This window comes from Streptomyces sp. NPDC034086, assembly GCF_055575515.1.
Map to the genome: position 1 here is coordinate 833,108 of NZ_JBVISM010000001.1, position 21,563 is coordinate 854,670.

Consider the following 21,563-nt stretch of genomic DNA (forward strand, 5'->3'; position numbering starts at 1 on the left):
GGACGGGTACGTGGTGGGGCCGCCGCCGGGCCGGGCGGGGCTCTCGGCCCGGCGGCGCCGGTTCAGCGGCCGCGCAGGCCCTCGTCGACGGCGGTGGTCAGCTCGCCGTCCGCGGTGTCGGCGTCCAGGGACCAGAACATGGCACCGCCCAGGCCCCGTTCGCGGACGTACCGGGCCTTCGTCCGCAGCACCCGCGGGTCGTCGTACGTCCACAGGGTGGTGCCGTCGAAGAGCCAGGCGTGGCCGCCGCGCCGGTCGCGGTGCACCTGGAAGGTGCCGGAGGCGGCCAGCTTCCGCAGCTCCTCGTAGTCCTCGTACCCGGCCGCCCACTTCGCCGGCGCCGGGCCCGCGGCCGGCCGGCCCATGCCGTCCCCGCCGCCGGTGACCCCGGTCCAGCCCTGCCCGTAGAACGGCATGCCGACCACCAGCTTGCGCGCGGGCGCCCCGCGCCGCAGCCACGACTCCACGGTGGCGTCCACGCTGAAGTCGCCCGGGGCGTACAGCGCGGACTGCTGGGCGGTGGTCCTCTCCCCGGACACGTGGAAGTCGTAGCCCTGGAGCGTGACGAAGTCGAGGTCGCGCATGACGCGGCGGACGTCGAAGCCCGCGTCGATCTTGGCGGGGGAGGCCGGGACGAAGGCCGTCAGCTCGTACGCGCGCTTCCGCTCGCGTCCGTAGGCGTCGAGCTGGGTGCGGAACTCGCGCACCAGTTCCGTGAAGTTGCGCCGGTCCTCCGGCCGGAACACCGTGTCGGTGTCGCCCGCCGAGCCCGGCCACTCCCAGTCCAGGTCGATGCCGTCGAAGACCCCGGCCGCGGCGCCGGGGCCGCCCCGGGCGCCGTCCCGGGGGAGGTCGCCCTTGAGGTAGAGGTCGACGCAGGAGCGCACGAGCGCCTCGCGGGAGGCGGGGGTGAGGGCCGCGTCCGAGAAGTGGGTGGACCAGCTCCAGCCGCCCAGCGAGATCAGCACCTTCAGGCCGGGGTGCTTGGCCTTGAGCTCCTTCAACTGGTTGAAGTTCCCGGCCAGCGGCTGCTCCGCCGTGTCGGCCACGCCGTCCACGGAACCGGCTGCGTCCAGCGGGCGCGCGTAGTCGGCCCAGGCGTCGGCCTCGCCGGGCACGTTGCCGGTGAAGCACCGGCCGTCGGCGCCGATGTTGCCGAAGGCGTAGTCGACGTGCGTGAGTTTTCCGGCCGTGCCGCTCGTGTCGAGGTCCTTGACCTGGAAGTCCCGCCCGTAGACGCCCCATTGGGTGAAGTAGCCGACCTTGCGGTACGCGCGGTCGTGCCCGATCGCTCCGTCCCGGTCTCCGGCGGCCGTGGCGGGCGCGGCGGGCGCGAAGGCGGCCAGCAGCGTCAGGGAGCAGGCGGCGACGGCCAGCCGGCCGAAGGTGCCGCGGCGCATGGCACGCATGGGGTGCACGAGACGCATGGGGCGCATGGGCTTCCTTTGCGGATGCGGGGAGTGGTGCTCCTGAGCCGTGCGGGGACCTGGCGGCCCTGCACCGGCGGCGCCCGTCCCACCCGGGAACGTATTGGTCTGGACCAGCTCGGGTCAAGGGGGCGTCGGCACCCGGCCCCCGCCCCCTGCCCCCGCCCTGCGCACGACCGTCCGAAAAACCTCCTTCACGACGCTGGGCACCTCCGCGCGCCCTCGCTACCCTCCGCGCATGATTCCCACGGTGGTCTGGGGCACCGGCAACGTCGGCCGCGCGGCGATCCGCGCCGTCGACGCCCACCCGGCGCTCGAACTCATGGCGGTCATCGTCCACGACCCCGCCAAGGCCGGCCGGGACGCCGGCGAACTCGCCGGACTCGGCCGCCGGCTGGGGGTGGCGGCCACCGCCGACGTCGAGGCGGTGCTCACCGCCCGCCCGGCCGCCGTCGTCTACGCCGCGTCCGGCGACATCCGCCCCGACGGCGCCCTCGCCGACATCACCCGCGCCGTCACGGCCGGCGCGGCCGTGGTCAGCCCGGCCCTCTACCCGCTCTACGACCACCGCGGCGCCCCGCCGGAGTTCCGGGACCCGGTGCTGGCCGCGATCGCCGCGGGCGGCGGCTCGTTCTTCGCCTCGGGCGTCGACCCCGGCTGGGGCAACGACGTACTCCCGCTGCTGCTCAGCGGCCTGGGCACCACCGTCGACGCGATCCGCTGCCAGGAGATCTTCGACTACTCCACGTACGACCAGCCGGACTCCGTACGCCACCTCGTCGGCATGGGCCACCCGATGGACTACGAGCCGATGATGCTCATGCCCTCCGTCCCGACCATGGTCTGGGGCGGCCAGATCCGGATGATGGCCCGCGCCCTCGGCGCCGAACTCGACGAGATACGCGAGACCTCCGACCGCCGCGCCCTCGACACCACGGTGAGCACCCCGTCCATGGGCGCGTTCGAGGCGGGGACCCAGGGCGCCATCCGCTTCGAGGTCCAGGGCATCGTCGGCGGAGAACCCCGCATCGTCATCGAACACGTCACCCGCATCCACGCCTCCTGCGCCCCCGACTGGCCCACCCCGCCCGACGGCGGCACCGGAGCCCACCGGGTGGTCATCGAGGGCCGCCCGCGCATCGAGGTGACCGTCGAGGCCACCGACGAGGGCGACAACCGCTCGGCGGGCGGCAACGCCACCGCCGTCGGGCGGCTGGTGGGAGCCATCGACTGGCTCGTGGCCGCGGAACCCGGGCTCTACGACGCCCTCGACGTCCCGCTGCGGCCCGCAGTCGGCAGACTCGGAAGGAAACAGCCATGAGGATCGACGTCCCCGAGGGACAGCACCCGATCGAGTACGTCTGGGGCGACATGGTCCCCGGCATCGGCACGGCCGCCGCCAACTTCTCCCTCTCCGTCTACGCCCACACCACCCTGGGCCTGCGCGAGTTCGAGGCGGCCCGGCTGCGCATCGCGCAGATCAACGGGTGCGTCTTCTGCCTCGACTGGCGCACCGAGCGGGACGGGCAGAAGGTCGAGGAGGAGTTCGCCGACGCCGTCACCGCATGGCGCACCACGAAGGCCTTCGACGACCGCACCCGCCTCGCCGCCGAATACGCCGAGCGCTACGCCCTGGACCACCACAACCTCGACGAGGAGTTCTGGGGGCGGATGACCGCGCACTACAGCCAGCTGGAGATCGTGGAGCTGAGCATGAGCATCGGCTCCTGGCTCGCCTTCGGCCGGCTCAACCACGTACTGGGCCTCGACAGCGTCTGCGTGCTGCCGGGCGGCTGAAGGGTGACGCCCCGGCCGCCGCACGGCCCGGGGCCGCCCGGTGGATCCGGACGGCCCCGGGGGACGGCCTCCTCAGAGGTCCGTCGCGATGATCTGCTCGATGTTCCGCTCGGCGAGGGCCGTGATCGTCACGAACGGGTTGACGCTGGTGTTGCCGGGGATCAGCGCTCCGTCGATGACGTACAGGCCCGGGTGCCCGTGCAGCCGGCCGTAGTTGTCGGTGGCCTTGTCCAGCACCGCACCGCCCAGCGGGTGGTACGTGAGGTGGTCGCCCCAGACCTTGTTGGTGCCGAAGAGGTCGGTACGGTAGATCGTCCCCTCCTTGGCGTTGATCCGGTCGAAGATGGTCCTGGCCATGTCGATGGACGGCTGCTTCCAGGCCGTCTGCCAGTCCAGCTCGACCTTCCCCGCCGCCGCGTTCCACGAGAACCGCGCGCGGTGCGGGTTCCTGGTGATGGAGAGGTAGAAGGAGGCGTACGTCTCGATCCCCGTCGGCAGCGGCGCCACCTCGGCGAAGGCGCCGCCCGCGTCCCAGTTGTCGATGCCGCCGCAGGGGATGGAGGCCTGCACCTTCCCCGTGGGGTCCCACATGTGGTTCGCGCGGCCGCACATGACGTTCCCGTTGTCGCCCCAGCCCCTGCCCACCTCGTCGTTCAGGTGCGGCAGGGCGCCCGTGGCCTTCAGCCGGACGAGCAGCTTGCTGGTCCCGACACTGCCGGCCGCGAAGAACACCCGGTCGGCGGTGACCGTCTTGGTGGCGACGACGTCCCCGGTGGTGCCGAGCTGCTCCATGACGACCGTGTAGCCGCCACCATCCGAGGGGGAGACGGTGGTGACCCGGTGCAGGGGCGAGATGGTGACCCTCCCGGTCGCCCTGGCGGCGGCCAGATAGGTCTGCTGGAGGGACTTCTTGCCCGCGTTGTTGCCGTAGAGGATCTCCCCGTCGACGGCCGACCTGGGAACGGTGCCGGCCACCTCCTGCTTCATGTAGTCCCAGTCGTAGACGTCGGGGACGAAGACGAAGGGGAAGCCGGCGCGCTGGGCGTGCTTGCGGCCGACGCGGGCGTACTGGTAGCAGTCGACCGTGTCGAACCACTCCGGGTCGATGAGCCCCACCCCGAGCCCGGCGTTGGCCCGCGGGTAGTAGGTGCGGTACATCTCCTCGGCGTCCACCGAGGGAAGGACGGCGGCGAAGTTCTGCCGCCGGGGGGTCACGGCCATACCGCCGTTGACCAGCGAGCCGCCGCCGACGCCACGGCCCTGGTAGACGGTGATCCCGCCCATCTCCTCGGCGTCGAGGATGCCCGTGTGGCGGGGGACGTCCTTGTCGATGGGGAAGCCGAGGAAGTTGCTGAGCGGCGCCTTGGTCCTGGTGCGCAGCCAGTACGAACGGTAGTCGGGCCTGGTGGTGTTGGCGAAGATCTTCCCGTCGGTGCCGGGGGTGTCCCAGGCCATCCCCATCTCGGCCATGTGCACCGGGACACCGGCCTGGGCGAGCCGCAGCGCGGCGACGGATCCGCCGTAGCCGGTGCCCACCACGAGGACCGGGACGTGCGCACCGGAGGGGAGGGGCGTGGCGGCGGGGGCGGCGGCCATGGCCGGTTCGGCATGGGCGGGGGCCGTGTTGACCGCGAGGGCGGCCGCTCCGAGAATAGAACCAGTTCCAGCGATGAATCCGCGGCGGGAGATACCTCTGGACACCGTGTTGTTCAGGCTCTTGTCACTCATGTGACGTTCCTCACTCTCGACGGAGTGGGAACAAGTTCTACTGGCGAACGCCTGCTAAGTCACTACACGCGTCGCGGTAACTTCCGGCCGCTTGTCCGCCGCGGGACCATGGCGCTCAGGGCAGGCTCCAGTGCCCCACGTCGTCGCCCTGCCCCGCGTCCAGCGCGAACTGCACCGCGGCGAGACGGGCGTCCTGGGGGAGTCGGAAGGTGACGAACCCCGAGGCCGAGCCGCCGGGGGGCAGGGTGAGGGCACCGGGAAGGCTCGGCCCGGCGCCGGTCGCGGTGCTGGAGCCGGTGAACCGCTGCCCTCCGTCGTCGAAGAGGTGCGCGGCCGGCGCGGGGGAGTCCTCGTACGGCACCGTCCCGGTGTTGTCCAGGCGCAGCTCCACGGCGACCAGCCGGTCCGCGTCCAGGTGGCCCGCGGGGTCGACGACCCGGATCAGCGTGACGTCCACCCGTTCCCCGGGCCGGTCCCCGTCGAGGGACACGGTCTCCCCGGACCCGTCGGGCCCGGCGCCGACCAGCAGCAGCACGAGGAGGGGCCCCAGCAGCCGCCCCGCACGATGGCGCACGCCTCCTCCTCCCTCCGCGTACCGGCCCCCTCCCCGCCCACGATCCTCCGCCCGCCCGGCTCCCGCCACCGGCGACACGGAATATGGATTGGATCTTCCGCCCGCTTCATGGCAGGCTTGCTCCCACCGAAGGGGTATAGCTCAGCTGGTCAGAGCGCTGGTCTCCAAAACCAGATGTCGTAGGTTCGAATCCTGCTACCCCTGCGTCTGTGAGCAGCACCGTAACGACGAACGCCCAGGGCGGAGGCATCCTCCGCCCTGGGCGTTCGTCGTGTGGCGGAGTCCGGCAACACCTGCTGGAACCCGCTGGGGCCCCGTGGGTGTTACGGCATCTCCTGAAAACCTCCTAAGACGGCGCCTCCCGTGGCGATCTCGTCCGCTGCGGAGCCGTAGGTGCCGAGGGCGCGCACAGCCGTCAGGACGGCCGGCTGAGCCGGCCGTCCACGACGGCCGGGAGGGACGTGGGCATCTCGTCGGTGACCCCGGCGAACTCCAGGGCCGCAAGCGTGGCTCCGCGGTCCGTCCATACGAGGATCTCGCCGACGTAAGTACCGGACGAGTCATGGACGTGCGCGTCCACGGGCACGAGTTCTGTCGGCAGTGCGGCATGTTCGCAAGGTTCCCGGACTCGCAGGTCAACGCTCACGGAATCGGGCCCCCAGACGCCGGTCACCTCGGTGCGGTCCAGTTGACTCCGTAGTTGCGAGGCACCGACGAAGTCCGCCGACAAAATGTGTTCGAGTACTGCGCGCTCGTCGGAGTTCAAGGAGCGCGGGTTGATGGAAAGGGGAGCCATACACCCATTCTGAGGTGGTGGAGCTGCCGGCTCAACGCCTCCACCGCCGTCGCCGGGGGTGGCCGGCGGCGGCATCCATTGATCCTTCATGGGTGGTTGTCTGTCGCAGCGGCTCGTGCCGGATGAGCTATGGGCCATGGTCGAGCCGGTGCTGCCGGGGACCCCAGGGGTATCTCCACGCCGCCGGCTGGCTCACCTCCTTCTACCTGGCGGCGATCTGCCGGGAGGGTGACCGGACGGACCGGCTCGCGCGGGTTCCCTGCCCTTCCTCCGCGCGTACGGTGCGGAGTTCGACCAGTACCTCTACTCGTGGGTGGAGACGCTCCAGAACCACCGCTTCGGGCTGCAGGAGACGTGGGACGGCCTGGTCCGGACGGGGTGGACGCCTGAAGTGTCCGCGGGGACCCGTTCCGGGGGCCTGTGGGGCGTCTGGCAGACTGGCACGGTTGTCCCGGCGGTGCAGGACAGGAAACCGGTGTGAATCCGGTGCGGTCCCGCCACTGTGACCGGCCGCCGCGTCCGCGCGACGGCCGGGAGTCAGACACTGACGCACCGCCTCTTCACTTCGACCGGGGACGAGGATCCCCCGGAGAGGCCTCATCATGTCGCGTGTCCGCGCCGCCGTGCGCACCTTCCTGCCGCTCGCCCTCCTCCTGCCGCTCACCGCCTGCGGTGGTGGTCCGCCCGGGACGGAGCGGCCCGCGCCCGGTGCGCACGCCGCGCCCGGGTTCCCGTACTCCGTGACCAACTGCGGCGTCAGCACCACCTATCAGGCGCCGCCAGAGCGCGCCGTCACCATGAACCAGCACGCCACCGAGATCATGCTGGCCCTCGGACTCCAGGACCGGATGGCCGGCACCGCGTACCTCGACGACTCCGTGCTGCCCGCCTACCGGCCCGCCTACGACAAGATCAAGGTGCTGGCCGAGGAGTACCCCTCGAAGGAGGTGCTCCTCGGGGCAGACCCGGACTTCGTGTACGGCGGTTACGCCAGCGCCTTCGACAAGGGGCAGGGCCGGGACCGCGAAGGGCTGGCCAGGGCCGGGATCAACTCGCGGCTGAGCGTGGAGTACTGCACTCAGGGCCCGGTCGGACTCGAACAGCTGAAGACCGAGATCACCGAGGTCGCCCGGACCTTCGGCGTGCCCGAGCGCGGCGCGGCCCTCGTCCAGGACGAGCAGCGGCGCGTCGACGCCGTCACCGCCCGGGTGAAGGACAGGCCCCGGCCGTCGGTCTTCGTCTACGACTCCGGGGAGGCCTCCGCCTTCACTTCCGGCGGCCACGGCACAGGCAACGAGATCGTCTCCCTGGCCGGGGGCACGAACGTGTTCGCGGACCTCAAGGACACCTTCGGCGACGTGCCGTGGGAGAAGGTCATCGAGCGCGGCCCCGAGGTCATCCTCATCTACGACTACGGCGGCACCTCCGTGGACGCCAAGAAGCAGCGCCTGGTGAACGATCCGGCGCTCGCGCGGGTTCCCGCCGTCAGGGACCGCCGGTTCGTCGTGCTGCCGCTCTCCTCGGCCGTGCTCGGCGTCCGCGTCGCCGACGCCGTCGAGTCCCTGGGCCGCCAGCTGCACCCCGACGCCGCGTGAGCCGGGGCGTGGGGGAGCGGGTGCGGCGGCGCCGCACCGCCGGAGTCCTGGTGCTGCTCGCCGCCGCGCTCGCCGCGGCCGCCGTGGCGGGGCTGGCGCTGGGACCCGTACGGATCGCCCCCGGCGAGGTCGTCGGCATCGTCCTCCGCGGCCCCGGGAGGCCCGGCGCCTTCCCCTCCATCGTGTGGGACGTGCGCATGCCGCGCGTGCTGCTCGGGGCCGTCGTCGGGGCCGGGCTCGCGGTCTCCGGCGCCGTGCTCCAGGCCCTCGTGCGCAACCCGCTCGCCGATCCGTTCCTCCTCGGGGCCTCCTCCGGAGCCTCGGCGGGGGCGGTGCTGGTCATCGTGTCCGGCACGGGCGCCGCCGGCCTCGCGGGAGGGCTCGGGCTGCCGGCCGCCGCGTTCGCGGGCTCGACGGCGGCGCTCGTCGCCGTCTACGCCATGGCCCGGCGCGGCGGCACCATGAGCACCGGGCGGCTGATCCTGGCCGGGGTCGCCGTGCAGTACGTCCTGTCCGCGCTGACCAGCCTGGTCCTCGTGCTGTCCGCGCACCCCGACCAGATCCGCACCGCCCTGTTCTGGACCCTGGGCGGCCTCGGCGGCGCCCGCTGGGAGGAACTCGCCCTGCCGGCCGTCGCGTTGCTCGTCGGCACCGCCCTGCTCCTCGCCCTGGCCCGGCCGCTGGACCTGCTGCTCGCGGGGGAGGAGGGCGCCCGCACGCTCGGCCTGGACACCGGACGCTTCCGGGCGGCGGTGTTCGTGCTCGCGTCCCTCGTCATCGGGGTGCTCGTCGCCTACAGCGGGGCGATCGGCTTCGTCGGGCTGATGGTCCCCCACGCCGCCCGGATGGCGGTCGGCGCCGGCCACCGGGCCCTGCTCCCGGTCGCCGCGCTGGCCGGCGCGGTCTTCCTGGTCCTGGCCGACCTGGTCGCCCGTACGGCGGCGGCTCCCCAGGAGGTCCCGGTCGGGGTGGTCACCGCGCTGCTGGGCGGCCCGTTCTTCCTGTGGATGCTGCGCCGGACGGGCCGGTCCGAGGCGGTGGCCGGATGACGCGCGGACCGGCGGAACTCGCCGTCGAGGCCCTTCGTTACGAAGTCGACGGGCACACCCTGCTGCGCGGAGTCGACCTCACCGCCCGCCCCGGTGAGACGGTCGGCGTGGTCGGGCCGAACGGCAGCGGCAAGACCACCCTGCTGCGCTGCGTCTACGGAGCCCTGCGGCCCACCGCCGGCCGGGTGCTGCTCGACGGGGCCGATGCCGCTGCGCTCGGCGTCAAGGAGCGCGCCCGGCGGGTGGCGGTGGTCCCGCAGGACGCCACCGGCACCTTCGGGCTGACGGTCCGTGAGGTCGTCGCCATGGGCCGCAGCCCCCACAAGCGGTTCTGGGAGCAGGACGGCCCGGAGGACCGGCGCCGCGTGGCCGAGGCCCTGGACAGGGTCGGCGGCGCCGCCTGCGCGGAGCGCCGCTTCGAGGAGCTCTCCGGCGGTGAGCGCCAGCGCGCGCTCGTCGCCCGCGCCCTCGTCCAGGAACCGGGCCTGCTCGCCTTGGACGAGCCGACGAACCACCTCGACATCCGCTACCAGCTGGAGGTGCTCGGCCTGGTCCGCGCCCTGCCCGCGACCGCCCTGCTCGTCCTCCACGACCTCAACCTCGCCGCCTCCTTCTGCGACCGCCTGTACGTCCTGTCGGCCGGCCGGGTCGTCGCGGCCGGCCCGCCGGCCGAGGTGCTCGGCGAGGACCTGCTGGCGGAGGTCTACGGCGTCCGCACCCGCGTCGGGGTCCACCCGACGACGGGCGGCCCCAGCATCGTCTACCTGCCGGAGCCGCCCGCCGGATGAGACCACCGCGGCCGGACGGGACGAAGGGCCCCGGCGGCGCGCGCCGGGCCCCTTCGGGCCGTGCCAGGCCGTCCCTTCCGGATCGTGCCCGACCCGCGCGGCCCGGCACCGGACCCCGCCGCGTCGTCGCGGCACCCGAGGACGTCCGGTCATCGGGAGCCGCTCCGCCTCGCGATGCACGGCACCGGACACCGCGGGCTCGACCGGCAGGATCCGGAAGAGACGACTTAGCCTCCGTACGGGCGGGTGATGATCTCCATGCCGTGCCCGGCGGGGTCCAGGAAGTACACCCCGCGGCCCCCGTCGTTGTGGTTGATCTCGCCCGGGTGCTTGCCGTGCGGGTCGGCGAAGTACTCGATCCCCGACGCCCGGATCTTCTCGAAGGCGGAGTCGAACTCCTCCTCCGAGACCAGGAACGCGTAGTGCTGCGGGGTGATGGACCCGGCCGGGACGGCCGCGAAGTCCAGGGTCACGCCGTTGGCGGTGGACACGGGGACGAAGGGACCCCACGCGGGGCCGACTTCGAGCCCGAGGACGTCCGCGAGGAACGCGGCGGACCGCTGGTTGTCGATGCAGTGGACGATCGCGTGGTTCAGCTGGACGGACATGGGTGAATGCCTCCGAAAGGCATGCCACGGCACCTCCATGCCTCACCCGGTCGGTGACCGGCACGCGATGCCGTCACCTTGATCCTAAGCAGCCGTCGCGGTGCGGTCCACCCCTTTTCGCACCGGAGCCGGCCCCCGGTCCGGCCCTTCCCGCCCGGTCCGCCGGCCGTCCGGACGGCCGGCGGGACCACCGGCCAACCGGTGTGCCTACACTGCGATTTCGCCGGTCACGCACCGGTGCCCGAACCCCGCCCGGCCATCCGAACCACACGCACCACACGCACCGCCCACCGCACGAGTACGGAGGAACGACCCGCATGCGCTATCTCCCCCTGGGCACCTCAGGACTGAAGGTCTCCGCCGTCGGTCTCGGCTGCAACAACTTCGGCGGCCGCCTCGACGCCCAGGCCACCCGCGCCGTCGTCGACGCCGCCCTCGACTGCGGGATCACCCTCCTCGACACCGCCGACATCTACGGCGACCGCGGCGGCTCCGAGACCCACCTCGGCCGGGCCCTCAAGGGCCGCCGCGACCAAGTGGTCCTGGCCACCAAGTTCGGCTACGACGGCGTCGACATGGGGTACGGCCCGGCCGCCGGCGCCCGCGGCGGCCGCGCCTACATCCGGCGCGCCGTGGAGGAGTCCCTGCGCCGCCTGGACACCGACCACATCGACCTCTACCAGCTGCACAGCCCCGACCCCGCCACCCCCGTCGCGGAAACCCTCGCCGCCCTCACCGAACTCGTCACCGAGGGCAAGGTCCGCTACATCGGCCACTCCAACCTCACCGGCTGGCAGCTCGCCGAAGCCGCCCACGTGGCCCGCGAGACGGGCGCCGTGCCCTTCGTCTCCGCGCAGAACGAGTGGTCGCTGCTCCAGCGCTCCGCCGAGCGGGAGCTGGTCCCCGCCGCCCGCCACTACGGCCTCGGCGTCCTCCCGTACTTCCCGCTCGCCAACGGCCTCCTCACCGGCAAGATCCGCCGGGGCGCCCCCGTCCCGGCCGGCTCCCGCCTCGAAGGCCGCGACGCCTACCTCACCGAGCAGCGCCTCGACACCGTGGAGGCCCTGGCCGCGACCGCCGGGAAGCACGGCCGCGGCGTCCTGGAGCTGGCCATCGGCTGGCTCGCCGCCCAGCCCGGCTGCTCCTCCGTCATCGCCGGCGCCACCTCGCCCGAACAGGTACGCGCCAACGCGGCCGTGGCCGACCGCCCGCTGGAGGCGGACCTGCTGGCCGAGGTCGACGAGATCGCGCGGGCCCACGCGTGAACGGCCCGCTGCGCTGCGCGGTCCTCGACGACTTCCAGGGGGCGGCCACCACCCTGGCCGACTGGTCCCCGGTCACCGGCCGGGGCGTCGAGGTGGTCACGTACGCCGACCACCTCGACGACGAGGACGAACTCGCCGCGCGCCTGGCCGGCTTCGACATCGTCGTCACCCTGCGCGAACGCGTCCCCTTCCCGGCGGCCCTGCTGGAACGGCTGCCGCGCCTGCGCCTCCTCGTCGCCAGCGGCATGCGCCACTCGGTCATCGACCACGCCGCCGCCCGGCGCGCCGGGGTCACCGTCTGCGGCACCGCCAGCTCCTCCACCCCGCCCGTCGAGCTGACCTGGGCCCTGCTGCTGGGCCTGGCACGCGGGATCGTCCAGGAGAACACCGCCCTGCGCGAGGGCGGTCCCTGGCAGCAGACCGTCGGCGCCGACCTGCACGGGCGCCGCCTCGGCCTCCTGGGCCTCGGCAAGACCGGCAGCCGGGTCGCCCGGATCGGGCTCGCATTCGGCATGGAGGTCACGGCCTGGAGCCAGAACCTCACCAAGGAGCGGGCGGACGCGGAAGGCGTGGCGCTCGCCGCGTCCAAGGAGGAACTGCTGGCCGGCAGCGACTTCGTCTCCGTCCACCTCGCCCTCGGCGAACGCACCCGCGGCCTGATCGGCGCCGCGGAGCTGGACCTGATGCGCCCGACCGCCTACCTCGTCAACACCTCCCGCGCCGCCATCGTGGACCAGGAGGCGCTGCTCGACGCGCTGCGCGCGGGCCGCATCGCGGGGGCCGGCCTCGACGTCTACGACACCGAGCCGCTGCCCGCCGGGCACCCGCTGCGCACCGCCCCGGGGCTGCTCGCCACCCCCCACCTCGGCTACGTCACCCGCGCCAACTACGCCACCTACTACGGCGAGGCCGTCGAGGACATCCTGGCCTTCCTCGACGGCTCGCCGGTACGCGTACTGGGCGGCGGCTGAACCGGCGTACGGTTCTCCCGCTCGGAGCGCCTCCGCCTCAGGAGGTGATGTCCTTGCGGGAGAACCCCCGGAACGCGAGCGCGAACAGCACCACGGCGTACGACACCGACACCACCGCGCCCTTGACCATCCCGCCCCACTCCAGCTGCGGCTGCAGGGCGTCCGCCCAGGCGAACTGCCAGTGCGCGGGCAGGAACTCGCGCCACGACCCGAGGGCCGTCACCGCGTCGAGCACGTTCCCCACGATCGTCAGGCCGACCGCCCCGCCCACCGCGCCCAGCGGCGCGTCCGTCCGCGTCGACAGCCAGAACGCCAGCCCGGCCGTCACAAGCTGCGACACGAACACGAACGCGACGGCCAGCGCCAGGCGCGGCACGGTGTCCCCGGCGGGCAGCGCCCCGCCCGTCGGGAGCCTGAGCGGCCCCCACCCGTACGCGGCCGTCCCCGCCGCCAGCGCCACCACCGGCAGCAGCACGATCGCCGCCAGGCTGAACCCCAGTGCCACCACGAGCTTGCTCCACAGCAGCCGGGCCCGGGGCACCGGCGAGGCCAGCAGGTAGCGCAGCGAGGACCAGCTCGCCTCCGAGGCCACCGTGTCCCCGCAGAACAGCGCCACCGGCACCACCAGCAGGAAACCGGCCGACACGAACAGGCAGGTCGCCGCGAAGTTCGCGCCGGACGCCGTGGCCGTGTCGATCAGGCTGACCCGGCCGTCGCCGCCGCCGCGCCCGTCGCCGTCCGGGCCGCCGCCCACCGCGAACGCGATGATCATGACGAACGGCAGCGCGGCCAGCACCCCGCCCATCATCAGCGTCCGCCGCCGGCGCCACTGCCGCAGCGCCTCCACGCGCAGCGGCAGCGTCCGGCCCGGCCGGTAGCCGGGCGCCGTCTCCCCGCCGGGCGCGGTCTCCCGTACGGGCTCCTCCTGGACGGCACTCATGCCGCACCTCCGATCAGGGTGAGGAAGGCGTCCTCGAGCCTCCGGTGCGGCCCCACCGCCGCGACCGGCAGCTCCAGCCGGACGAGGTCGGCGATCAGCGCGGCGGGCGTCGCGCCGTCGAGCCGTACGAGCAGCCCCTCCTCGGAGCGCACCGCGGAGGCCACCCCCTCCAGGGCGGCGACCTTCGCCACGGTCACCTCGTCCGCCGGCTCCGCCAGCGCCACCAGCAGGGTGTCCCCGCCGCCGGTGATCTCGGCGACCTCACCCGCCCGCACGAGCCGCCCGCGGTCCATGACGACGAGGTGCGTGCACGATTGCTCGACCTCCGACAGCAGGTGGCTGGAGACGATGACCGTCCGCCCGCCGGCGGCGTAACGGATCATCACGTCCCGCATCTCCCGGATCTGCGGCGGGTCCAGACCGTTGGTCGGCTCGTCGAGGATCAGCAGGTCCGGCATCCCCAGCATGGCCTGCGCGATCGCGAGCCGCTGCCGCATGCCCTGGGAGTACGTGCGCACCGCGCGCTCCAGGGCGTCGCCGAGACCGGCGATCTCCAGGGCCTCCGCCAGGTGCGCGTCCTCGGCGGGACGGCCCGTGGCCTGCCAGTACAGCTCCAGATTGGCCCGGCCCGTCAGGTGCGGCAGGAACCCGGCGCCCTCCACGAACGCCCCGACCCTCGACAGCACCGGAGCCCCGGGCCGGACCGCGTGCCCGAACACCCGGACCTCACCGGCGTCCGGCGCGATCAGGCCCATCAGCATCCGCAGGGTGGTGGTCTTCCCGGCCCCGTTGGGCCCCAGCAGGCCCAGGACCTGGCCCCGCTCCACGCGGAACGAGAGGTCCCGCACGGCGTAGCGGTCCCGGGCACCCGCGTAGCGCTTCGTCAGCCCGGTGATGTCCAGGGGTACGTCGGCCAGCGCGGGTTCGGGCTGCGGTGCCCCCGCCCGCGTCGCCGCGCGGCCCCCGCCGGTCCGCCGGATCCCGAGGATCCCCGCGGCCAGCGCCAGCGCGGCCGGCGGCAGCCACCAGGTCCAGGCGGGCAGGCCGGCGGACGCCGTGCGCACCCCGTACGCGACGGGCACCCGCAGGGGCCCCTCAGCGGAGACGGTGTACGCGGCCGGCGCGGCCGGAGAGGCGTAGCCGAGGTCGGTGGCGGCGACCACCAGCCGCAGCCGGTGCCCGGCCTGGACGGCGTGGTCCACGGCCGGGAGCCGCAGCTCCACCGTCCGGCCCTGCCCGGCGTCCTCCACCCGTACGGGCGCGACCAGCTGAGCCGGCAGCACCTGCCGGCCGTCGGGCCCCACGTCGTACACCTTGCCGAACAGCACGGCCGACCCGTCGGCGGCCGTCGACCTCACCTTCAGGGTGACGGTCGGGGTCCCGGTGACCCGTACCGCCCCCGGCAGCGGCTCCGACTCGAAGCGGGCGTTCTGCCCGGGGAAGTCCAGCGACAGCCCGGCTCCGAGGGAGGCGAGCTGCCCGCCCAGCCCGGGCAGGGAGGACAGCGCGGGCGGCGCTCCGCCCGCCGGGTTGGCGAAGGTCTGCTCCCGCCCCGACAGGGCGAAGGCGCGCGGGTCCGGGGCGAGCCCCGGGTAGCGCTCCCCGGTCGCCCCGCGCAGGGTGAGCCGGCCGTCGGTGGAGTCGATCCCGCCGGACCGCGACACGCGGAAGGCCGGGCCGGTGTCCACCGTCCCGTCGTCCTTCAGGTAGCGGTCGAACCAGGCGGCCACGCGCGCCTCGACCCGGGCGGCCTCGCGCACGCCGCCGTCGTGCCCGCCCGCCGCCCAGTCCACGGCGACGGGAGCGCCGTTCGCGGAGATGGCCCGCGCCATGGCGTCGGCCTGGTCCAGCGGGAAGAGGGAGTCGTCCTGCCCCTGCACGATCAGCGCCGGCACCCTGATCCGGTCGCCGACGGCCGAGGGACTGCGCCGCTCCAGCAGCTCGCGCGCCTCGGCGTCGGGCTTCCCGGCCACCGCGACGCGTTCGTACATCGCGCACAGCCGCGGCTCGAAGCGGCCGCAGCCCGGCCCGCCCGCCCCGCCCGTCCCGACGGGGGCGCCCGCCGCGCCGCCGGCGGGCGGCTGCCCCGGCTGGAGGCCGCCCGCCGCACCGGTGAAGAAGATCCCGGCCCACAGCTTCTTGAACACGCCCTGCGGGAAGAGGGCGTCGGCCAGGTTCCAGTAGGTGATCTGCGGGGCGATCGCGTCCACCCGCCGGTCGTACCCGGCGGCCAGCAGGGCCACGGCCCCGCCGTACGAGGCCCCGGCCACCCCCACGCGCGGGTCGCCGTCGCCGTCGAGCCGTACGCCGGGCCGGCGGGCCAGCGCGTCGACGAGCGCGGAGACGTCCTTGACCTCGTGCTCCGGGTCGTTCAGCCCGATCGTCCCGCCGGAACGGCCGAAGCCGCGCGCCGACCAGGTCATGACGGCGTAGCCGGCGCGGGCCAGGCGTTCGGCCTGGGCCCGGACGTCGTCCTTGCTGCCGCCGAAACCGTGGCCGAGGAGTACGGCGGGGCGTTCCCGGGAGGGGTCGCCGGCCGTGAAGAAGGAGGTGTCGATCCCGGTCCCGGGCGCGCCCGGCGCGGGCGCGTCCACTCCCGGCACGCTCACGAACCGGTCCTCGCGGCGCACGGCCGGGTCGTCCCCGGACGCGGCGGCCGTCCAGCTGCCGGCGCCCGCCAGGACCGCGAGGGCGGCGGCACCGGCGAGCAGGCGGTCCCGGGGACGCCGGGGCAGTCGAAGCTTCATACGGGCACCCTAAAGCCCGTGATCGCCTTCCCCGAGCTCCCTCAGGGGGAGCCCGGCCCCTTCTCCAGGACTACCCGGGCGACCGGACGTACCGCGCCCGCGGTAGCCGGCCCCGCGGTAGCCCGCCCCCGCGGTGGGCCGCCCCGACCTGCGCCACGGCCGCGGCGGCGGGAGGATGGACGGCATGCTGCTGGCCGAGGTCGCGCGCGTGTCCCGGGAGGTCGCCGAGACCTCCGCCCGGTCCCGGAAGACCGCCCTGCTCGCGGAGCTCTTCAGGGCCGCCCCCGCCGAGGAGGCGCCCCTGGTGATCGCCTACCTCTCCGGGCGCCTCCCGCAGGGCCGGCCCGGCGTCGGCTGGCGCACCCTGGCCCAGGACACCGCCCCGGCGGCCGAGCCGACGCTCACCGTCGCGGCCGTCGACGCCGCCGTGAGCGAGCTGGCCGCGGTGGCGGGGCCGGGGGCGCAGGCCGAGCGCCGCCGCATCGTCGCCGGGCTGCTGGGCGCCGCCACCGAGGGCGAACAGCGCTTCCTGCGCAGCCTGCTGTCCGGGGAGGTGCGCCAGGGCGCGCTGGACGCCGTCGCCCTGGAAGGGGTGGCCGCGGCCGCCGGGGTACCGGCCGCCGAACTGCGCCGCGCCGTGATGCTGGACGGCTCGCTGCCCCGGATGGCGGCGGCGGTCCTGGCCGGCGGCGCCCCGGCGCTGCGGGACGTCACCCTGCGCATCGGGCAGCCCGTACAGCCCATGCTGGCCGGGACCGCCCGCTCCCTCTCCGACGCCCTGACCGCGCTCGCCCCCTGCGTGGTGGAGGAGAAGCTCGACGGGATCCGCGTCCAGGTCCACCGCGACGGGGACGAGGTACGGATCCACACCCGCTCCCTCGACGACATCACCGGCCGGCTGCCGGAGGTGGCCGAGCTGGCCCGGAGCCTGCCGGGGGAGAGGTTCGTCCTCGACGGGGAGGTCATCGGACAGGACGCCGACGGCCGGCCGCTGCCCTTCCAGGAGATCGCGGGCCGGGTCGGTTCCCGGCTCGACGTGACGGCGGCGCGCGCGGCGCTCCCGGTGACCGCGTACTTCTTCGACGTCCTGGCCCTCGGTGACGACGTCCTGCTCGACCTGCCGGTCCGCGACCGCTACGCGGCGCTGGCCGGCCTGGTCCCGGAAACCTGGCGGGTGCGGCGGCTGGTGGTGGAGGACGCCGCGGCACAGGCGGCCGAGGCCGAGGAGTTCTCGACGACGACCCTGCGCCGGGGCCACGAGGGGGTCATGGTCAAGGCCCTCGGCTCCCCCTACGCGGCGGGCCGGCGCGGGAAGCAATGGCTGAAGGTGAAACCGGTGCACACCCTCGACCTGGTCGTGCTCGCCGCCGAATGGGGCCACGGCCGCCGCACCGGGCTGCTGTCCAACCTGCACCTGGGCGCGCGGGCGGGCGACGGCGCGTACGCCATGCTGGGCAAGACCTTCAAGGGGCTGACGGACGAGATGCTGCGCTGGCAGACGGGGCGGCTGCGGGAGCTGGCCGTGGAGGACGACGGCTTCACCGTCCGGGTCCGGCCCGAGCTGGTGGTGGAGATCGCCTACGACGGCCTCCAGCGTTCCCCGCGCTACCCGGCCGGGGTGGCCCTGCGTTTCGCCCGCGTCCTGCGGCACCGCCCGGACAAGACGGCGGGGGAGGCGGACACGGTGGAGACGGTGCTGGAGCAGGGCCGCCGGGAGGACTGAAGCCCCGCTTTTTGCCTCAGAGGCAAAGAAGATTGCCAGACGGGCAAGGCTCTGGCTCAATCGGGGTATGACGCCCCCTTCCGAGGAACCAGCAGGCGCCCGAGGGGCCCCGGCCCCCGAAGCCGCCGACGGCACCGCCGGCGAGCTGCCCGCCGTCGCCCCGCAGCTGCGGGAGCTGCGCCGGCGCGCCGGGCTCACCCTGGAGGCGGCGGCCGCGCGGGCCGGGCTCTCGCCCGCGCACCTGTCCCGGCTGGAGACCGGCCGGCGCCAGCCCTCGCTGCCGCTGCTGCTCGGGCTGGCCCGCACCTACGGTGCGACCGTCTCCGAGCTGCTCGGCGAGACCCCAGCCGTCGCCGATCCCATCGTACGGGCGGGCGGTCCGGGGGCCCGCGAGGCCGACGGGTGGACGTACTGGCAGGCGGGCGCCCCCGGGCGGGGCATGCAGGCGCTGCGCGTGCACGTCCCGTACGGGCGCGTCCAGGGCGAGCTGGTCCGCGTCCACCCGGGGGAGGAGTGGCTGTACGTGCTCGCCGGGCGCCTGCGGCTGCACCTGGGGGAGACCGAGCACCTGCTGGAGCCGGGGGACGGCGCGCACTTCGACTCGCTCACCCCGCACCGGATCGGCGCGGCGGGGCCGGGCGGGTGCGAGCTGCTGTTCGTCCACACCCTGGTGCAGAGCAGCCTCGCCGGGCTCTGCCTCGGCGGCACCACGACCACGCGCCGGCACCAGGGGGAGCCGTGACCCTGTCCGCCGGGCCCGAGCCCGGGCCCCTGCCCGAGCCCCGGTCCGTGTCCGTGTCCGCGCCCGTGTCCGCGCCCCATTCCCGAGGAGACCAGATGCCCACCACAGCTGAGCAGAACGCCGACCGGACCGCCTCCGGGGAGCCCGCCGCGCCGCTGACCTTCCGCAGGCGCTTCGAGTCCAAGTTCCCGCGCGGACTGGTCATCAGGCTCGTCGCCTACCTGTTCGTCGGCCACCTCTTCGCCTTCTTCGTCTACCTGCTCTTCGTCCTGGGCGGCCAGAACCAGTAGTCCCCCTCCCCCTCCCCCTCCCCCTTCCGGTCCCGGCTCCCCGGCCCGGCCCCGGCGGCGTCCGGCCGCCGTACCCACCCGAGCACCAGCACCGAGGCCACCGCCGCGAACGCGCACCAGGTGGAGGCGAACTCCAGCCGCCACAGCCCCGCGCAGGCCACCGCCCCGGCCGCCAGCACCGCCCCCAGCAGCCGCAGCCGCCGGTCCCCGGCGAGCAGCAGCGCGCCGAGGGTGGCGTACAGGTAACCCGCCAGGACCGGCGCGGCCCAGGGGATGTCCACCCCGTAGCCGATCACCCGGCCCCGGATCTCGGCAGTCACCGGGCGCGTGGCCAGGCAGTACGCGAGCACCGCGGCCGTGGCGAGTCCCGCGGCCGCCGGCCCGCGCAGCCGGCGCCGGTCCCGGGGAGCGGCGGCGAGCAGCACCCCGAACGGCACCCACAGTGCGGGTACCGGCAGCGCCATCACCGCCCAGGCGGTGGTGGCCGGGCCGCAGCCGCCGCCCGCGTCCCAGACGGCTGCCTCGACGAGCTGGTGGGCACCGAGCAGCAGGGGCAGCGCGGCGACCGGCAGATCACGGGCCCGTCGCGCGCGGGCCAGGCAGACCACGCCGACGGCGGTCACGGCCGAGCCCGCCGCCAGGTCCGCCGCCGCGCTCCAGCACACGCCGGCCGGCCCGCGCCCTCAGGGCCGGGCCGGGAGGTCCGCCCCGGCTTCCGGCTCGGGGTGTTCGAGCGGCGGGGAACCGACCGCGCAGTGCGTACGGCACTGCGGGTGGCAGGCCCCGGCCGCGGGGGCGCGTACGGTCGCCCAGGCGGTGACGGCGCCCGCCACCAGCGCCCCCGCGCACCAGAACACGGCCCGCCCGAAGGCCCCGTCGAAGGCACCGGCCGACAGGTACGCGTCCGGGCCCATCCCCGCCAGCAGCGGCAGCGCCGCCACCGCCAGCAGTCCGGCGGCCCGCGCGGCGGCGTTGTTGATGCCGCTGGCGAGGCCCGCCCGGCCGGTGGGCACGGACGCCAGGACGGTGGAGGTCAGCGGGGCCACCAGCAGGGCCATCCCGGCCCCCATCACCACCATCGCCGGCAGCACGTCCCGTCCGTACGAGGCGTGCGGGCCCGCCCGCAGCATCAGCAGCGTCCCGGCCGCGCACAGCAGCGGCCCGACGGTGAGCGGGACACGGGGCCCGATGCGTTCGCCGAGCGCCCCCGCGCGGGACGACAGCAGCAGCATCAGCACGGTGGTGGGCAGCAGCGCGGCCCCGGCACCCAGGGCGGAGTACCCGGCCACGACCTGGAGCTGGAGCACGACGAGGAAGAAGAACCCGCCGAAGGCCGCGTAGACGAAGAGGGTGACCAGGTTGACGGCCGTGAACAGCCGGGAGGAGAAGATCCCGGGCGGCAGCATCGGATCCGGCCGGCGCCGCTCGACGTACACGAAGAGGACCGCCAGCAGCACCCCGCCCACGGCCGCGCCGACGACCGGGGCCGTCGCGGACCGGGCTTCGATCAGCGCGTACGTCAGCAGGGCCAGGGCCGCCGCGCCGAGCACCGCGCCCAGCACGTCGAACCGCCCGCTCGCCTGCGGGTCCCGCGATTCCGGAATGTGCTTCAGGGCGGCCGGCACGCACAGGGCGGCCACCGGGACGTTGATCAGGAACACCCACCGCCAGCCCGGCCCGTCCACCAGCCAGCCGCCGAGGAACGGCCCGACGGCGGCGCCGACCCCGCCGAACCCCGACCACAGGCCCACCGCGCGGGCCCGGTCGCCGGGCCGGATCGAGCCCTGGATCAGCGCGAGCGAACCGGGGGTCAGCAGTGCGCCGCCGATGCCCTGGAGGGCGCGGGCCGCGATCAGGACCCCGGCGTTCGGCGCGAGCCCGCACAGCAGGGAGCCCACCGCGAACCACACCACGCCGAGCACGAAGATCCGGCGGCGCCCGAAGCGGTCGCCGAGCGCCCCGCCCACCAGGATCAGCCCGGCCAGGGTCAGCAGGTAGGCGTTCACCGTCCACTGGAGGACGGCCAGGTCGGCGCCGAGGTCCCGGCCGATGCGGGGCAGGGCCACATTGACCACGGTCGAGTCCAGCAGCGCCATCGCCGAGCCGAGCACGGTGACGACCAGGACCCACCGGCCCCGCGCGGAGCGCAGCGCGACCTGCGGCTCCGCGCCGGGCACGGGGCCGGACCGGGGCACCGGCGGGGGGCCGTTCTCGGGCGGGGGTCCGCCGGGGAGTGCGCTCATCCCTCCAGGCTGGACCGGCGGCGCCCGGAAGACCACCGGGCGGGGACGCGGCCGCCCGTCGCGCGGCGACGGACCCCGCCCCACCGGGCAGGACGGGTGCCCGCCCTCCTCCGCGGGACGCACCGCGGCCACGGCACCTCCGGGCCACCCCTCCCGGCGACCGGCGGTCCCGCGCGCGCCGTGGCCGGGTGCGCCGGCCGCCCCGGCAATCGGGTGGCGGGCCGCGACTCCGCCGGGACTCCCCGGCCGACCTGCCCCGTCCGCCCGCCGGGGCGACGTA

The 21,563-nt window shown here is 74.7% G+C and carries 19 protein-coding genes, 1 tRNA gene and 1 riboswitch; of the genes, 11 read left to right on the forward strand and 9 right to left on the reverse strand.

The annotated features are described in order from the left end of the window. Positions 1 to 62: 62 nt before the first annotated feature. Entirely contained in the window at positions 63 to 1,400 is a 1,338-nt protein-coding gene (locus ACZ514_RS03750) for a glycoside hydrolase family 18 protein (RefSeq protein WP_468163313.1), read from the reverse strand. A 265-nt stretch (positions 1,401 to 1,665) separates the two neighbouring features. Between ACZ514_RS03750 and ACZ514_RS03755 the strand changes: the two genes are divergently transcribed. Then, positions 1,666 to 2,748 (forward strand): NAD(P)H-dependent amine dehydrogenase family protein, encoded by a 1,083-nt coding sequence (locus ACZ514_RS03755; RefSeq protein WP_469124011.1) that lies wholly within the window; start codon positions 1,666 to 1,668, stop codon positions 2,746 to 2,748. After that, entirely contained in the window at positions 2,745 to 3,224 is a 480-nt protein-coding gene (locus ACZ514_RS03760) for a carboxymuconolactone decarboxylase family protein (RefSeq protein ID WP_468694729.1), read from the forward strand. Before ACZ514_RS03755 ends, ACZ514_RS03760 begins: the two co-directional genes overlap by 4 nt. Positions 3,225 to 3,296: 72 nt before the next feature. On the opposite strand, the gene ACZ514_RS03765 is transcribed toward ACZ514_RS03760, so the two are convergent. Next, on the reverse strand, positions 3,297 to 4,952 hold the full coding sequence (locus tag ACZ514_RS03765) for a GMC oxidoreductase (protein ID WP_469124012.1): 1,656 nt from the start codon (positions 4,950 to 4,952) through the stop codon (positions 3,297 to 3,299). Positions 4,953 to 5,067: 115 nt separating this feature from the next. Continuing rightward, positions 5,068 to 5,526, reverse strand: a complete 459-nt coding sequence (locus tag ACZ514_RS03770; protein ID WP_469124013.1) for a DUF4352 domain-containing protein — start codon at positions 5,524 to 5,526, stop codon at positions 5,068 to 5,070. 130 nt (positions 5,527 to 5,656) lie between these two features. Here ACZ514_RS03770 and ACZ514_RS03775 point away from each other — a divergent pair. Beyond that, positions 5,657 to 5,730, forward strand: a tRNA-Trp gene (locus tag ACZ514_RS03775). Positions 5,731 to 5,941: 211 nt separating this feature from the next. Here the strand turns inward: ACZ514_RS03775 and ACZ514_RS03780 are convergent. Next, complete coding sequence (locus ACZ514_RS03780) at positions 5,942 to 6,106, reverse strand: hypothetical protein (protein ID WP_469124014.1); 165 nt, start codon at positions 6,104 to 6,106, stop codon at positions 5,942 to 5,944. 646 nt (positions 6,107 to 6,752) lie between these two features. Next, positions 6,753 to 6,889: riboswitch (cobalamin riboswitch) on the forward strand. Between the two features lie 35 nt (positions 6,890 to 6,924). Between ACZ514_RS03780 and ACZ514_RS03785 the strand changes: the two genes are divergently transcribed. The 3 genes from ACZ514_RS03785 to ACZ514_RS03795 are packed head-to-tail and all read left to right on the forward strand — an operon-like array spanning position 6,925 to position 9,754. After that, positions 6,925 to 7,917 (forward strand): ABC transporter substrate-binding protein, encoded by a 993-nt coding sequence (locus ACZ514_RS03785; protein WP_469124015.1) that lies wholly within the window; start codon positions 6,925 to 6,927, stop codon positions 7,915 to 7,917. Further along, entirely contained in the window at positions 7,914 to 8,966 is a 1,053-nt protein-coding gene (locus ACZ514_RS03790; RefSeq protein ID WP_469124016.1) for a FecCD family ABC transporter permease, read from the forward strand. Before ACZ514_RS03785 ends, ACZ514_RS03790 begins: the two co-directional genes overlap by 4 nt. Beyond that, positions 8,963 to 9,754 carry an ABC transporter ATP-binding protein gene (locus ACZ514_RS03795; RefSeq protein WP_468162509.1) on the forward strand — a complete coding sequence of 264 codons (792 nt, stop codon included), beginning with the start codon at positions 8,963 to 8,965 and terminating at the stop codon, positions 9,752 to 9,754. The genes ACZ514_RS03790 and ACZ514_RS03795 overlap by 4 nt, the downstream gene beginning before the upstream one ends. A gap of 227 nt (positions 9,755 to 9,981) precedes the next feature. Here ACZ514_RS03795 and ACZ514_RS03800 read toward each other — a convergent pair whose 3' ends face one another. Continuing rightward, positions 9,982 to 10,362 carry a VOC family protein gene (locus tag ACZ514_RS03800; RefSeq protein ID WP_469124017.1) on the reverse strand — a complete coding sequence of 127 codons (381 nt, stop codon included), beginning with the start codon at positions 10,360 to 10,362 and terminating at the stop codon, positions 9,982 to 9,984. Between the two features lie 317 nt (positions 10,363 to 10,679). Between ACZ514_RS03800 and ACZ514_RS03805 the strand changes: the two genes are divergently transcribed. Together ACZ514_RS03805 and ACZ514_RS03810 are read left to right on the forward strand one after the other, a co-directional pair. Continuing rightward, positions 10,680 to 11,627 (forward strand): aldo/keto reductase, encoded by a 948-nt coding sequence (locus ACZ514_RS03805; RefSeq protein ID WP_468694715.1) that lies wholly within the window; start codon positions 10,680 to 10,682, stop codon positions 11,625 to 11,627. Continuing rightward, positions 11,624 to 12,598 (forward strand): D-2-hydroxyacid dehydrogenase family protein, encoded by a 975-nt coding sequence (locus tag ACZ514_RS03810; RefSeq protein ID WP_469124018.1) that lies wholly within the window; start codon positions 11,624 to 11,626, stop codon positions 12,596 to 12,598. Before ACZ514_RS03805 ends, ACZ514_RS03810 begins: the two co-directional genes overlap by 4 nt. 37 nt (positions 12,599 to 12,635) lie before the next feature. Here ACZ514_RS03810 and ACZ514_RS03815 read toward each other — a convergent pair whose 3' ends face one another. Together ACZ514_RS03815 and ACZ514_RS03820 are read right to left on the reverse strand one after the other, a co-directional pair. After that, positions 12,636 to 13,538 (reverse strand): ABC transporter permease, encoded by a 903-nt coding sequence (locus tag ACZ514_RS03815; protein WP_469124019.1) that lies wholly within the window; start codon positions 13,536 to 13,538, stop codon positions 12,636 to 12,638. Then, positions 13,535 to 16,285: an alpha/beta fold hydrolase gene (locus ACZ514_RS03820; RefSeq protein ID WP_469124020.1), complete on the reverse strand. Its 2,751-nt coding sequence runs from the start codon at positions 16,283 to 16,285 to the stop codon at positions 13,535 to 13,537. Before ACZ514_RS03820 ends, ACZ514_RS03815 begins: the two co-directional genes overlap by 4 nt. Before the next feature lie 184 nt (positions 16,286 to 16,469). Between ACZ514_RS03820 and ACZ514_RS03825 the strand changes: the two genes are divergently transcribed. From ACZ514_RS03825 to ACZ514_RS03835, 3 genes are all read left to right on the forward strand, one after another. Further along, entirely contained in the window at positions 16,470 to 18,008 is a 1,539-nt protein-coding gene (locus tag ACZ514_RS03825) for an ATP-dependent DNA ligase (RefSeq protein WP_469124021.1), read from the forward strand. A gap of 67 nt (positions 18,009 to 18,075) precedes the next feature. Then, a complete protein-coding gene (locus tag ACZ514_RS03830; protein WP_469124022.1) occupies positions 18,076 to 18,750 on the forward strand; it encodes a helix-turn-helix domain-containing protein in 675 nt (224 codons plus the stop codon). A 95-nt stretch (positions 18,751 to 18,845) separates the two neighbouring features. Next, positions 18,846 to 19,040, forward strand: coding sequence for a DUF6126 family protein (locus ACZ514_RS03835; RefSeq protein ID WP_468162493.1), 195 nt, complete (start codon positions 18,846 to 18,848; stop codon positions 19,038 to 19,040). On the opposite strand, the gene ACZ514_RS03840 is transcribed toward ACZ514_RS03835, so the two are convergent. Both ACZ514_RS03840 and ACZ514_RS03845 read right to left on the reverse strand, forming a co-directional pair. Further along, positions 19,004 to 19,705 carry a DUF6629 family protein gene (locus tag ACZ514_RS03840; RefSeq protein WP_468694698.1) on the reverse strand — a complete coding sequence of 234 codons (702 nt, stop codon included), beginning with the start codon at positions 19,703 to 19,705 and terminating at the stop codon, positions 19,004 to 19,006. The two genes, ACZ514_RS03835 and ACZ514_RS03840, sit on opposite strands and share 37 nt — an antisense overlap. A gap of 18 nt (positions 19,706 to 19,723) precedes the next feature. Continuing rightward, on the reverse strand, positions 19,724 to 21,283 hold the full coding sequence (locus ACZ514_RS03845; RefSeq protein ID WP_469124023.1) for an MFS transporter: 1,560 nt from the start codon (positions 21,281 to 21,283) through the stop codon (positions 19,724 to 19,726). Positions 21,284 to 21,563 lie beyond the last annotated feature (280 nt).